Below are 14,543 nucleotides of genomic sequence, written 5' to 3' on the forward strand. Positions count from 1 at the left end.
AGAAGGGATGTCCCTCAAGGTCGTAAGCCTTGAGAGAAGACATCCCTTCTTAGGTATGAAAAACCGCTGATCTTATACAGTTAAAATATCTACTCCCAGAGCTGGAAGAGTCAACTTTTGATCCAATCTCTCGCTGGTCAACAAGCTGCGATAAGGAACGTCCAGCGTAATCTCTCGTTGCTCATTCGTCAAATTGATCAGAAACAGGAAGTTTTGCTCCCCCTTCGTTCGAATCGACAGCTCGACACCTTCCGGCAGCTGGATTTTGGGCGCTAATTCCTTTTCCTTCAATATGCCTTCAAACAACTGATAGAAATACGATGGCTCCGGCCAAGTGCCAACATAATACACTTCACCTTCACCAAACTTATTGACAGTAACCGCCGGTACACCCTCGTAAAAGTCGTTGTCATACCAGGCGATCGGCTCTGCCCCTCGTAGTTCCAGTAGATCACACCATTGCTTCGCAGCGAATGTCTTGCCCTCCGCGTTCCGTATCCGATGCTCACTGTTGCCGATGGCATCATATTCACTTACGACAACACCCGCCGCTTCACCCAGTAGCCCCGGCAGAGGCAGCATCTCACATACATTCCTCATGTTCTTCACGCCAGTCCGATTGGTAAGGACAACCGTACCACCCTTGGCTGCGAATCGCTCCAGCCGCTGTGCTACTTCTTCACTTAACAGGAAGAGGGAAGGGACAATGACCAGCTTGTACCCATCGAGTTCCTCAGTCCAGTTGATAACGTCTGTACCGACGCCCATTTTCAGAAATGCATTATGCATAGAGGACAAGTTGTCTATATAGTGCATTCCCCCTTCCGCCTGCGGCTGAAGGGAAAGCGCTGTGTGCTGATCATGCGAATGCAGAATAGCAACCTGGGTAACAATGGTTGAGTCGGCCAAGAGTTCTCCTAACTGGTTCACCTCGCGAGTAAGCTCGGCAAACTCCCTGAACCTGCGTCCAGGAACATTGCTGTGGTCGATCAGCCCATGCCAGAATTGTTCGGCTCCGACGGTAGCACTCCGCCAGCGGAAATGGACGACCATATCCGCACCGCGGGCGATTGTCTGCCAGGAGCGAGCTCGGATCAGTCCAGGATACGGGGTGCGCTGAATCGGCATCCAGGCACCCTGTGCTCCGCTGAGCTGTTCCATTACCCAGAAATTCCGGCGTTTGATGCCGCGAACCAAGTCCAGCGTAAGCGCTCCATTCCTCGGAAACCGATCTCCATAATCGCGATACAGCTCATTCGGATAATAATCAACAGAGACGAAGTCCAATTCGTTGTGCATATCATAATAGTCCAGGCTATTTGGATATTGCCACATGTTATGCGTCACGAATTGGCCTGGACAGTTACGGCGTAAGATCTCAAGCTGCCATCCCAGCAGATAGCCTACGCTGTCAGAGCAAAATCGCTTGTACTCCAGAAGATAGGAAGGATTCATCGGTTTGCTGGGACCGAGCGGTGTTGTTACCTCAGCCCAGCTGCTGTATTCACCACTCCAGACGACCGTACCCCACTCCCGGTTCAACTCCTCCAGATTGGAATAACGCTTTTGCAGCCAAGCGACAAATGCACGATTACATGTATCACAATGGCATTCCTGGTAGTGCATCTCGTTATCGATTTGCCAGCCAATAACGGCGGGATGCTTACCATAGCGCTGTGATATCGCTTCCACAAATTTGGAGCCCAGCATTCTCAAAGAAGGACTGTTGTTGCAACGATGTCCACGCACACCTGGCCGAATGATGTGGCGTTGTTCATCCATGGGCAGCACATCCGGATAACGGGTTGTCATCCAGTTTGGCGGGGTATTGGTGGGGGTGCATAACACAATTTCCATACCGCACGAAGCGAATACTTCTATAGCCGCATCCAGCCATTCAAACTGATAATTACCCTCAGTCGGTTCCATTCGGCTCCAGGCGAACTCCGCCATTCGCACAACTGCAACCCCCGTCTGTTGCATAAGTATGGCATCTTTCTCCCATAACTCCGGGGTCCATTGCTCTGGATAATAATCAATTCCGATCTTAATTGTCATCCTGTGATCTCCTTTATTTATCAATATATTGCGATTATATGTTATATTAATTCGAGTGAATATCTTAAATAATTAATATGATATAACAATATTAAGATCAGGAGAGTTAGTCGTATGCCTCATCCCAATCGTAATTTTCCGGTGTTATCTGCCCGAGACAAGTTGCTCCCTTTTTATTTACTTGGCATCGGCCTGCATCATGAACAGGAGCATATCCGCCGAGACCAAGGCATTGAGGATTATCAGTGGATACAATGCCGCAGCGGTGTGGGTAAGCTCAAGCTAAGTGAAACGGAACATATCGTCAAGCCAGGTATGGGTATGCTGTTATTCCCTGGACAGAAGCACGAATACTATGCACTATCCGACAGTTGGGAAGTCGACTGGATCATTTTCGATGGCAACGGGTCAGCAAACTTGTTTGAAACCGTGGGCATTGTCGACACATGCGTATACACGCTTGCACAACCTGAATACCTTCTATCCCGAATGCGGGAGCTGCTGCAAGCTCCCTTAACACCACAAGAGCAGACATTAAGCAATTACGCCTGCTCCGCCATTCTCTATACCTTATTGACAGAGATTATTCAACGCGTATCTGTTGAGGGCAGCGATACGGTCGGGCAGCAGTATGAGCGATTAAAACCGGTTCTGGACTATATTGAACAACATTATGCTGAAGAGATTACTTTGCCAACGCTCGCTGGATTGATCTGTGTCACACCAGAATATTTCTGTCATTTGTTTAAGAAAACGACAGGTATTCGTCCCATTAGCTATGTTAATCAGGTAAGAGTCAACAAGAGCAAGGAACTGCTGCTCGACAATGTGCAGCGCGGGATGGAGGATATTGCTCGTCAAGTCGGCTTCGAATCGACCAGCTATTATGGAGCCATCTTCAAGAAGCTGGAACGAATCACACCTGGCGCCTTCCGCCGCAGCTATCAGAAGTCGTGACATATTATTATCCACTGGCGATGGTTTTTCGTCAGAGGCTTTAGGAACTGATCCGAGGGCGGATCAGTTCCTAGTTGGATCACATAGTACTCGTTAATAGAGCCGCTAATTAGCGACTCTATTTTGTGTGAAAGAATGGCCTAGTTTTACGTTTTTTCACTATATCTGATCTGCTGTTGCATAAAAATGATAATTATTGTCTTTTTGCAATTTTTGTATTGTCACAGCCAAAGTTACACGATATAATCGAGTTGTCTTTGAGGATAATATTATAAAGGATGGTGAAATTTTGAAGAAATTTTCGATGCTTTTACTCGCTGTAACTCTATTGTTGTTAACTGTCTCCACAGCCCCGTCTACATATGGTGCGGCCAGTTATCCAAACACAGGTACGAACGGGTTGACTGGTTTTGCAGGCAGTGCCAAGAATGAAAATGGTGTATCCAAGTCAGCTACGACAGGGGGCAAGAACGGTCAGGTGGTTTACGTTAGTAATCTCAATGACTTGAGAACACAAATGGCAGGCTCTACAGCCAAGATTGTCGTTGTTGAACAGAATATTTCTTCCTCCACGCTGCAAAAGGTTGAATTCGGAGCGAACAAGACACTTGTAGGTTCTTTTGGCAAACATACATTAACGAATATTCATTTCAGATCCACAAGCAGTTCAAGCAATGTGATTTTTCAGAATCTGACTTTTGAACACGCTTCCAATATTAATGCCAATGATGATATCCAGATGTATATCACTTCAGGCTCCAATTACTGGATTGATCATGTGACGTTTGCTGGTCACAGCTACAGCTCTGGCGGTAGTGATCTGGACAAACTTCTGTATATTGGAGATCGCGCCGACTATATTACGATTAGCAATTCCAAATTTGCGAACCATAAGTATGGCGTCATCCTCGGTCATCCGAATGATGGTAACAGCAGTTACAATGGAGTACCTCATGTGACGATGTCCAATAATTACTTCGAAAATTTATATGTACGTGGTCCTGGACTTTTAAGATATGGTTACTTCCATCTCAAAAACAACTATGCAAACAACTTTAATCAGGCCATCACAATTGGTGAAAAAGCACGGATTTATTCCGAAAACAACTACTTTGGTGCTGGCGCTGAAAAGGGTGGCATCCTGGATGACAAAGGAAAAGGTGAGTTTACGGATACGGGCAGTACACCAGCGCTTAATAGTCCGACTTCTCCTAAAACGAACTGGAGACCAAGCTCCAATTACAGTTATCAGGTAGAGAGTGCCAGCTACGCGCGTGAGTTCGTCACCAAGTATGCAGGCTCCTCCAATACGACACTTGTATTCGGAAAGTAAGAGTTGCTGCACATCCTTTCACGATCCAAAAGGTCTGTCTTGTGCGCCATAACGCATAAGACAGGCCTTTTTTTGTTTGTAAAATGATATGCTTACATATCATTTTACATTTCATATTCATTTTAAATGTTGAATACCGATATACATAAAGTAGCGCTGGTTTCATACTTATGAAGTTAATATGTACTATGCTAAGGCGCTGCGTATTTGCGATTTGCACATAAGCAGGACCAAAGACTACTAGATGTAGTACAGAAAGGCCCTACAACTTACATTTAACCTACATAAAAGGACGGGGTATGCATGGATCGTATGGACGAAATTATTTGGAAAAGGAACAAATTGATCGGTATCATTTTGTGGATTATTATCGCCGTTGGTATGGGGCTGGCCTTTACGATGCCGAAGTTACTTGTGTCCAATGGAGTAGCTCTGATCTTTGTAGTTTGGATTACATACGCTAATGCGAAAAAGAAACATATTTATCTCATTCCATGGCTGATTACCGTATTACTGACAATATGTGGAGTCTATGTCGGTTGGGGAACGGTCAATTTTGCGTTAAGTTTGGTCATAACCGCAGTTCTACTGTTATTTCCTAACAAGAAATTTTTTGTCGTTGGATTTTCGATATTACTAGTCAATAGTGTTCTTCAGTTATTTGTTATGAATACCGTTGACTCCGTCGAGCTAATAGGTAATATCGTTAATGTGGGACTATTCGCTCTCACGGGGGCCATTCTGATGCTGGTCTCACAACTGAATCAAAGGCTCTTCCATGAAAGTGAAGTACGCCAGAATGAGGTGGAGCATTCCAAGCAAAGAGTGGAAACCATGCTGGAGCGTGTGAAGGAATCGGTCGAAGGTTTATCACGTTATACGGATCAATTGAAGCAAAAAGTGAATGCGACTGGCTCCATTACCAATGAGGTGACGCTTGGGTTCAGTGAGGTTGCAAAAGGTGTTGAGTTCCAGGCGACCAGTGTAGCCGAGATTTCGGAATCCTTATCTGTGTCGGATCAGCATATCAAGGACGTTGCGTCGTATTCCCAGCAGATGAAAGACTTGTCCGCAAGTATGGCAACGAGCACGCAAACTGGAAGCACACAGATGGACCAGCTGAACATCCAAATGCAAGATCTATATGAGACAATCAATACAACTGCAAATGACATGCGAAAGTTCAACGAGGAAAGTGAATCCATGACGCTTATGCTGAACAGCATAGCGGATATTGCAACTCAGACCAACCTGCTCGCACTCAATGCAGCCATTGAAGCCGCTCGTGCGGGTGAGCATGGACGCGGGTTTGCTGTTGTATCAGAGGAAGTTCGCAAGTTGGCAGAGAGCTCGGGTCAGTCCGCAAGTGATATTGGAACCATCCTGTCTCGATTAAAAGGACAGACGCAGGCACTGACAGATCGATTCGAACGCATTCGTCTTTCGTTACAACAAGGAAGAGATAGCGTGCATACGGCAGAGGAAGTATTCCGTACGATTAACAGTAACTCTCAGCATGTATTGAATCAAGCGACCGATATCGAGATGAGTTCGGCTACCATGAAGGAATCTTCCACCAGAGTTGTGAATGAAGTTTCCGAGATTTCGAGTGTAACGGAGCAATCCAGTGCAGCGACAGAAGAGATTCTGGCGAGCATGGAAGAACAGCGCAACCTGACACAGAAGATGGTGGAGAGCTTCAGAGAACTGGAGCAACTGATTGTGGATCTGAATGAGCTAGTCTCGGATCATCAGGCTTCTTCCGTTGAGAACAAAAATTAATAATTAATAGTTGGGAGCCTGTCGGTGCGTATTTATCGTGCTGGACGGGCTTTTTTTCGTCTAGAGTACAGCTTGATACCGGCATTTTTTTCCTATACAGTGTTGTTTAGAGTATGAAGAGCGTAGAACTAAAAATGTAAATGGTAGTTAAAAGAAGATGTTACCTCATGGGGGAGTAAAAGCTTGAAGAATAAAGGAATGAAAGATAGATTGGACTGTGATGACCGTACATATGAGGTTAGGAATGATAATTGCGCTGAACGCGTGCGTCTTTATGATCAGCATTCGTTCAAAGACATGGACTGGCCCGATACAGAGGACGGCAGATATGCCAGGGCTTATCTGGAACCTATGATGCTGGACGGGACCCAAAGCTTTATGTCCAACGTGGAAACGACATTGCTGCTCGCCCGGATTGATGATCTCGTTATTCCGCTGACGGTGAATGATACAGAGTATGATAATGCTTACGTTTGTTCGCCATATACGCATTATGTGAGTTACGCCAAGCAGGAATTGACCATGTTGCAGAAACCTTTGTTGGAAAAAGGTCTTTCTGTGCTTCTCAGTCTAATAGGTTGGGGAATGAAGCAATCCCAGATCAACAAAGTTGTGCATGTGAACAACTGGCTGTTCTCCACCAATCTGTACCCAGCCATGTCAGGTGAACAGGCGGAATGTTTGCTTGCATCGGTACAAGAGCGATACCCTGAGCATGTCATTGTGTTTCGCTCCTTGTGCCCTGGACTTCATCCCGATCTGACGGCCAGGCTAACGGAAGTGGGATGTCGACTAATTCCCAGCCGACAAATCTATCTGTACCAAGCGCATGATCCGAATTTTGGCAACTCGAAGTCACGCTGGCTGTTGAAGCGGGATTACGAATTATTGGGCAAGCATGGATACGAATTCGTTTCCGAATCAGATATGACGGATGCAGATATTCCGCGAATCGTTGAGCTGTACAAGCTGTTATACCTTGAAAAATACTCCTATCACAATCCGCAATTTACCGAGCGGTTCATTGCTACTGCGATGGCATCAGGAACACTCAGACTCTATGGATTGCAAAAGGAGGGGCGCCTGGACGCGGTGATGGGTTATTTCTGCCGAAATGGAGTCATGACAACACCGCTGTTTGGTTACGACACAGCGGTGCCCCAATCCGTCGGACTATACCGCATGTTATCAGCTTGTCTGATCGCACAGGCTCGCGAGAACGGCCATCTGTTACATGAGAGCGCCGGGGCTGCGCAGTTCAAACGCAATCGCGGTGCTGTGGCGGATTTTGAGTATTCGGCCGTGTATGAGCGCCACCTTCCATGGGGCAGACGCTGGTGCTGGCTGCTGCTTGATCGGTTGCTGAATCGCATAGGTGTGCCGCTGATGCGCCGTATGAAGCTGTAAACAAACATAATAACGTTTTTGCGCTGCCCGATGCAGGTGTGAGCTTACATCTGGTTTGACTGCAAACATGCACACACAACTGGTTATCGTGATAAGCACATTTGTGCGCAGTCGCCTAATTAGACATGCTCTGCGAGTTGCACCTCGAAGCCATCTGGATCTGTAATGTAAATAAACCGCAGATGCGGATTGGGCTGGATAGGTCCGCGCACAATGGGGATATTCAGCTCTGCCAGTCGTTCCATGGCTTCATCCAGCGAGTTCACCTCATAGCCGATCGACACGCCGGCCTCTGGTTTAAGCGTGGATTCACTGCCCTCAATCAGTTCCAGCTTGGCTTCATTCTCCATGCCCAGCATGGCAATTTGCCGTCCACGACTTTCGAATCTGCGCTGAATTGGAAGTCCAAGCATGTCGTGGTAGAAACCAAGCGAAGCTGCCAAATTACTGACCCTCAGCGTGATCCAGTTTAATTTAATCAACATGGGTGAATCTCTCCTTTTTCTTGCATGATATGTATTTTGGTTACGTTCATTATACGATAGGTGTTAGCAGGAACCTACTCCTTATCAGTAAACAATAAAATAGCTGCCGAAATATTCGGCAGCCAAATGGTGTAATCTCCGGTAGCTCTAACGAATTATTGAATCAGATCAACGGCCATCTGTGGTACAAATGCCTCTACACCGTTATAGACAATGACACCCTCCAAAGTTGTCTTTTTGCCGTTCACCAGTGCAATATTTTTGTAGACTTGCAGTTCCAGCTTGGTGTTGCCTTTTGTAACGAGGATCTTCGGATTTTTGGCGTCCGTCAGGTCCAGTTTGTACGTCGCGCCTTTGGCTGTAAATGCCTGTTTGGCAGGTACAAACAATTGTTTGCTCACGCTGTCGAGATCCAGATCCAGTACACGAGCCATATATTTAGCGACATCCGTGTTGTCAATCACACCGAATGGACGGTCATTGTTCGGGGCATACGTGTACAGCACGACATCTCCACCTGTATGACCACCAGTTGTCCAGCCGATCCCTGCACGTTTGCTGATCATTGGACCGATTGCATAGTTAAGACTGCCCGGCTCGGCTGCTTCGCAGGATCATGGTCCATATTATAAGCCATGCCTGCGGGTGCAAACATACCCCACAGTTTGTTCGAATCGGATGCTTTCATTGCAGCTGGTGTAGTGACGTAATCGTAACCCAGTGCCTTGATGGACGAAATCAGATTCTCGCCGTCTTTACGTCCGGCTGACTCAAGATATTTGCTACCTCCACCCAACACAACATCCATGCCATTGTAGACTTGTTGTTTGCTGAGTGCATCGTAGTTTTTACGGTCCGGATAGTGAGAGGAGAAGTCCGCTGGTGTGGCGTGCATAATCTCGGATGTAGCGATAATGCCAGTTGCTTTACCCGCCAGTTTGGAAGCTTTCAGTACAGAAGCAACAGGTTTTCTTTTGTCTCCAGGCGCAATAGCCTTTTGCCCAGGCATGGTAGCCTTGTCCGGCAGTACACCAACAAATCCGGTATGAGATTTATAACCTGTAGCAAAAGCGGTTCCGGCAGGAGCTGAGTCGGCAATCGGCGCATCGGCGGAGTGAGTCCGAACCATGCCGCTTGCCATAGAGTCCAGTGTCAGGGACGAGCCCTTATACCAACGAGCCAGAGCGGTAGCATCATTAGCCATACCGTCAGGAATCAGAATAATCACATTTTTAATCGGTGATGCAGATGTCGTTGAGGTGGTGTCTTCCACAGCCCACGCTGCACTGCTTCCTCCGAGTGTAGCCGTAACAATTGTTGTCACCGCGAGCATCATTTTGGCTGCACGGACATTAAACCGGTTTAACATGAATGCATCCTCCTAGAATATATGTATAGTTTGGTATCCCAAACCAAGTGTATACAACAATTGCTAAACTAACGTATGAAATGGGTTAACTATATGTAAAATTTACGATTAGTGATGGATCCTGGAATTCAGGTAAACTGGACAAACTGAGGACCACTCTTGTATGTTAAGGAGAAAATCGGACCAGGGAATGACCCTCGTCTAATGAACGGCTTTGAGGTGGTTTGTAATGAAAGGATGGTTAGAAGCCATTCAGTGGTGGAATAAAAATCAGGTGAAGCTCATGGACATTCGTCATCTGGTCTTGAAGCCGGGACAGGTACTTAAGCCGTATGTCCTGCCAGCCCATGCTTTTTTGCTGATGGTCAGAGGAGAAGCCATTGTTAATATGGGCAAAGAAAAGCTCAGGTCCACCCAGACGCAGGTTCTGCATGGTGTCAAAGGCACAACTATACATATCCATTGTCTGGATGTCCCCTTGGAATATTATCTGATTCTATATAAACCCCGGCCAAGCTCCACTGGTACCGACCCGTCGAGAGTGGAAAACGTACAACAGGAGTATGAATTTTCCCCGCATCAGTATTATTTTGCAGCAACATATCCGCTGTCGCTAATTCCCATAATGGAGAGAATGCATGAATGCTGGGCAAGCGGCGAAGAATTGGACAGGTTGCAGGTTACAGGACTGTTGTATCAGTTTGTATACGAACAGTTTCGTCAATGGAAGCAGGCGAGTGATCAGGTAGCTGATCCTCCAGAATTAGCCGAGCAGATTGCAGCATACATTCAGGAGCACTACGCACATCCCGTGTCCATGGAGGAGATGGCGGCCCAATTTCATTACAGCAGTCATTATCTGGCACGGGTATTCAAGCGCAAATTCGGATGTAGTCCGATGGATTACGTCATCCAAACCCGGTTGAACCGAGCCAAAGTATTGCTAACAGAGACAGATACTCCGATTCGTGATGTGGCTGAGAGCGTCGGATATAAAGATTTGTACTACTTTAGCCGAATCTTCAAACGAATGATGGGAGAAACTCCCGCTCAATATACAATGCACAGTCATCTGCTTAAAGGTTCAAATCGTACCAATAAGAAGTCGGAATCGTTCATTGCTGGAGAACTCACACAACGCTATATTGATAATAACGATAATCATTATCAATACAACACTTGGAGCGTGAATGACTTGAATGTTCGTTTTAAGCCTACTTTGGCGGTCAGTTTATTATTTAGTTTATCCCTGCTATTAGCAGCTTGCGGGGGAGGAGCTGATCCACAGTCAACAGCAAAGGAAGATGCTCCACTGCCTGCAACCAAAATGTATACCGACGCATCGGGGAGAACGGTTGAGATTCCAGCCCAATCTGCCAAACCGGTTGTGATCACATATGGTGGGTATTTGCTGCCACTCGGAATGAAGCCTGCGGGTGCCAACAAGGAAACACTGGATCTGTACCCGGAAGAGATGGCTAATGTGCCGGATATCGGATCAGGAACGGGGAACGTAGAAGTGGTCTCGGATCTGGAGCCAGATCTGATCATCGTACCGGATTATACAAGCACGGAAGTGATCGGCAACTATGAGAAAATTGCGCCCACGATTACGGTAGCCTGGGGCGGTGACCCGGATGTGATCAACACCCTGAGAACGATGGGTGAGATTATGGATCGGAAAGAGGAAGCAGAGCGATGGATTGCTACCTTTGAAGATAAATTGAAGGGGATTCGGGATGAACTGAACATCAATATTGAACCGGGAACCACGGCCATGTCCTTTGTCATCTACAACAAGGAGGTATTACTTGGGGGAGAAGGCGGCACATTGGGCAAGCTGATATACCAGGATTTCGGATTTGATATGCCTGAACAGTACAAAGCCTATGCAGATGGTGGAACCGTGCTCTCATTGGAGAAGCTGGCGGATAAACCTGCAGACTACTTCTTCACCCAGATGGAAGATGAAGAGATGGAGCAGATGATGGAACTATTCAATGAACCGGTGTATCAGAGTATTCCTGCGATCAAAAATCATCGGATCATTAATGTTTCTCGCAACTATTGGAATTATGGACCGTATCTGGTCGACAAGGGGCTGGATAGCCTGATTGAGCAAGTGAGCAAGCTACAGGAATAAAGAACATTTTATTCTAGAAGTTTGACGCGAATCACGTCATATCAGAGCAGGTCATAGGTGAAATCACCTATGGTCTGTTTTGTTATATCTTCAGTTCTGTATATAATTAAAGCTTAAAACCCATGGAACATTCGGAGTGATATGATGTTATATATTGAATTGTGTAAAAAAAGATATTGCGAACGCTTTCATTATGTGCTAACATCATCATAACAACAGGATTGTAACCGTGTTTTAGGGCAATACCTGTGTCAGTTCATTCGTTGGTTCTTTGTTCATCAAACGATTGATTGCGTTTACATTTTCATATGGAATGAGCCTCATTCCTCAGGGTTGTTACTGATTGCAGGCAAAACCTGAATTGAGGGCAGTAGACCACGCTAAAGCGATGTCTGTTTGCCTTCGGTTCAGGTTTTTTTATATAAAAAAATGCCTGATGGCATGACCGCAAGCGCCGTAGCAGATATTTCGAGCAGAAAGGAGCGCAGCAGATTTAATTTTTCCTAAATAGAGATATAGACTCATCCAGACATTGGAATACTGATTCTTAGATACGCATCTCAAATGGACATTCCAATGAACTTATCCCATCACACACTATTCGACAGCGAGGAGATTTATGACATGAAAACCATTAAACGTTCGATTGCCGTAGCAACAATTTTGGGGTTATGTGTATCCAGTTTACCGGCTTATTCAGCAGGCAACACAGGACCTACTTCTTCAGCAGCGATGGACAAGCTGATCCAATCGGAGCTTATTCGCGGCAGCGGTCAAGGTGTTAATGCGGCGTATCTGAACAAAAAGGCTACACGCATTCAGGCCGCAGTACTTTACTTGCGTTTGTCCGGATTGGAGAAAGAAGCACTCGCCTATCAGGGAACGGAAACGTATGACGATGCGGCTCAGGCAGGCAAAGTATTGCAACCAGTCGTTGGCTATTTGAAGCAGCATCCGTATGTGGCTGAGATCGTAACAGGAACGGAGAAGTTTGAACCTAATGCACCGCTTACAGCGGAAGGTTACGCCGAAATGCTGCTGAAGGTGCTTGGATATGAAGCGGGTACGGATTATGAGCAAGGAGCAGCTTCCACCTATGCGGCTGGGAAAGGAATCAAGGCGCTTCAAGGGAAGGGAGCGAGTCAACTTACCAATCGCCTGATGGCAGAGGCGACCGCACAGGCTTTGCAGACACAGCTCAAGAATGGCAGCGGAACTTTGGAGCAGAGCTGGTTGAAACATAAAGAAGCTGGAGCATTCAAACCTCAAACGGTGCAACAGACCAAGTATGGCGCAATTGATGGCAAAACCTATGAGCAATATGGCACGCTCGGCTGGCTCGGTGTTCCTTACGCGGCACCTCCGGTAGGTGAACTGCGATGGAAAGCTCCGCAAGAACCGGAATCATGGACTGGAACCAGATCGGCTAAGGAATTTGCAGCGAACAGCTTGCAGATCTCCGGCAAGAATACAGTAGGCAGCGAGGATTCGTTGTATCTCAATATCTGGCGTCCCGACACAACCAGTTCGAAACTTCCGGTTATGGTGTTCCTGCACGGCGGCGGGAATATGACCGGATCAGGTAAAGATTTTCAAGGTGAACAGCTTGCACGGAGCACCAACAGCATCATTATTTCCGTGAACTACCGCTTGGGAGCCCTCGGATTCTTCGAGAATGCAGCACTGAAAACAGGCAATGCCCTGGATGACTCCGGTAACTATGGTCTGCTTGACGCATTCCGTGCATTGGAGTGGGTACAGGATAATATCGAAGGTTTTGGCGGAGATACAGGCAATGTTACATTAGCCGGGCAATCTGCTGGTGCACGGGATGTGCTGGCAACTCTGATCTCTCCACTTAGCAAAGGATTGTATCAAAAAGCAGTTGCTTTCAGCGGAGGATTGACGACAGCATCACCGGAAGAAGGTGAGCAAAAATCCGAGGATGTACTTGTGAAGCTACTCGTGCAAGAGGGGAAAGCGGCTAATGCAGAAGAAGCAAAAGCATGGATTGGCAAGCAATCTCAGACACAGCTGGAGAGCTACCTGCGTGCACTGCCTGCGGACAAGTTGGTCACAGCGTTTGGTGCAACCGCAATCCGTATGGACCCATTCCCGCATCTGTTCCGTGATGGCACAGTGATTCCAAAAGAAGGATTTGACGCCATCAATAACGGCAATTATAAGAAAGTACCTGTATTACTGGGCAGCTTGGAAACGGAGTTCTCCGGTTTTGCCTTCGGTGATCCAAACTTCTCTCCATCGATTACGGATGGAACCCTGTTCACCGATAAAACCAAGGCGGAACAATATGCTGCTGCGTTGAAATACGGTAGCGAAGCTTATGCAGGCTTTAATGCAGAGCGTGTAGCGGAACAATTGACAAGTGAAGCAGGTCAACCGCCGGTATATGCGTATCGTTTTGCATGGGGTACACAACCTGGGGTCATCTCTGAGCGTTTGCTTACGTTACTTGGCGCACCGCATGGTGCGGATATGGACTTCTATACAGGACACGCAGACGGAATTGCTGCCTATTTTCCTGAGGGGTACTTTAGCGATACGAACAAACCAGGACGTGATCAGTTATCCGCCGCGATGGCAGCATACCTGAAGCAGTTCCTGTATACAGGCAATCCAGGTACGGGTGGGTCATCTGATCTAGCGGCATGGACACCTTGGACGAAAGATGCTCAAGCCCCAATCATGCGTCTGGATGCAAGCAATACAACGGCAGAGATTGGCATGTCCACACAATATAATCAAGGCAAAGAAGCCGTTATGGCAAAGATGAAAAAAGAATTGCCTGAAGAAACGTATAAACTGTTGACGGAAAAAGTGTTCGCAGGTCGTTTCTTCTGGGAATAAGGATTGCCGGATAGGAAGGCATATATAGATAAATTGAAAGCCAAGGGAGCATGTTCTCTTGGCTTTTTTGTACTGTTCGTTATACTTAAATATGGTATTGTTGTAAATATAAATTAATAAGATATGGGAAAGGGGAAAACG

Annotated in this window: 8 protein-coding genes and 1 pseudogene; 6 read left to right on the forward strand and 3 right to left on the reverse strand. The window is 46.6% G+C overall.

Annotated elements, in window-relative coordinates:
- Positions 1–72: 72 nt before the first annotated feature.
- On the reverse strand, positions 73–2,058 hold the full coding sequence (locus tag D829_RS0101510; RefSeq protein ID WP_017687068.1) for a beta-galactosidase: 1,986 nt from the start codon (positions 2,056–2,058) through the stop codon (positions 73–75).
- 114 nt (positions 2,059–2,172) lie between these two features.
- Between D829_RS0101510 and D829_RS0101515 the strand changes: the two genes are divergently transcribed.
- The 4 genes from D829_RS0101515 (at position 2,173) to D829_RS0101530 (ending at position 7,537) form a co-directional block, all read left to right on the forward strand.
- Complete coding sequence (locus D829_RS0101515) at positions 2,173–3,015, forward strand: AraC family transcriptional regulator (protein ID WP_017687069.1); 843 nt, start codon at positions 2,173–2,175, stop codon at positions 3,013–3,015.
- A 304-nt stretch (positions 3,016–3,319) separates the two neighbouring features.
- Positions 3,320–4,348 (forward strand): pectate lyase, encoded by a 1,029-nt coding sequence (locus D829_RS0101520; RefSeq protein WP_085981432.1) that lies wholly within the window; start codon positions 3,320–3,322, stop codon positions 4,346–4,348.
- A 303-nt stretch (positions 4,349–4,651) separates the two neighbouring features.
- Entirely contained in the window at positions 4,652–6,130 is a 1,479-nt protein-coding gene (locus D829_RS0101525; protein WP_017687071.1) for a methyl-accepting chemotaxis protein, read from the forward strand.
- Positions 6,131–6,313: 183 nt separating this feature from the next.
- A complete protein-coding gene (locus D829_RS0101530) occupies positions 6,314–7,537 on the forward strand; it encodes a GNAT family N-acetyltransferase (protein WP_017687072.1) in 1,224 nt (407 codons plus the stop codon).
- 119 nt (positions 7,538–7,656) lie between these two features.
- On the opposite strand, the gene D829_RS0101535 is transcribed toward D829_RS0101530, so the two are convergent.
- A complete protein-coding gene (locus D829_RS0101535) occupies positions 7,657–8,022 on the reverse strand; it encodes a VOC family protein (protein ID WP_017687073.1) in 366 nt (121 codons plus the stop codon).
- 155 nt (positions 8,023–8,177) lie between these two features.
- Positions 8,178–9,259: pseudogene (locus tag D829_RS34350) on the reverse strand (alkaline phosphatase); the annotation flags it as partial.
- 361 nt (positions 9,260–9,620) lie between these two features.
- Between D829_RS34350 and D829_RS0101545 the strand changes: the two are divergent.
- Together D829_RS0101545 and D829_RS0101550 are read left to right on the forward strand one after the other, a co-directional pair.
- Entirely contained in the window at positions 9,621–11,534 is a 1,914-nt protein-coding gene (locus D829_RS0101545) for a helix-turn-helix domain-containing protein (protein WP_017687074.1), read from the forward strand.
- A gap of 624 nt (positions 11,535–12,158) precedes the next feature.
- Positions 12,159–14,402 (forward strand): carboxylesterase family protein, encoded by a 2,244-nt coding sequence (locus D829_RS0101550; protein ID WP_017687075.1) that lies wholly within the window; start codon positions 12,159–12,161, stop codon positions 14,400–14,402.
- The last annotated feature ends 141 nt before the right edge of the window (positions 14,403–14,543 follow it).

The sequence above is a fragment of the Paenibacillus sp. PAMC 26794 genome (assembly GCF_000316035.1).
GTDB lineage: Bacteria > Bacillota > Bacilli > Paenibacillales > Paenibacillaceae > Paenibacillus.

Excerpts from the sequence above, each read along its gene's own strand:
- D829_RS0101510 (WP_017687068.1), bottom strand. The coding sequence starts at position 2,058 with ATGACAATTAAGATCGGAATTGATTATTATCCAGAGCAATGGACCCCG.
- D829_RS0101515 (WP_017687069.1), top strand. The coding sequence starts at position 2,173 with ATGCCTCATCCCAATCGTAATTTTCCGGTGTTATCTGCCCGAGACAAG.
- D829_RS0101520 (WP_085981432.1), top strand. The coding sequence starts at position 3,320 with ATGCTTTTACTCGCTGTAACTCTATTGTTGTTAACTGTCTCCACAGCC.
- D829_RS0101525 (WP_017687071.1), top strand. The coding sequence starts at position 4,652 with ATGGATCGTATGGACGAAATTATTTGGAAAAGGAACAAATTGATCGGT.
- D829_RS0101535 (WP_017687073.1), bottom strand. The coding sequence starts at position 8,022 with ATGTTGATTAAATTAAACTGGATCACGCTGAGGGTCAGTAATTTGGCA.
- D829_RS0101545 (WP_017687074.1), top strand. The coding sequence starts at position 9,621 with ATGAAAGGATGGTTAGAAGCCATTCAGTGGTGGAATAAAAATCAGGTG.
- D829_RS0101550 (WP_017687075.1), top strand. The coding sequence starts at position 12,159 with ATGAAAACCATTAAACGTTCGATTGCCGTAGCAACAATTTTGGGGTTA.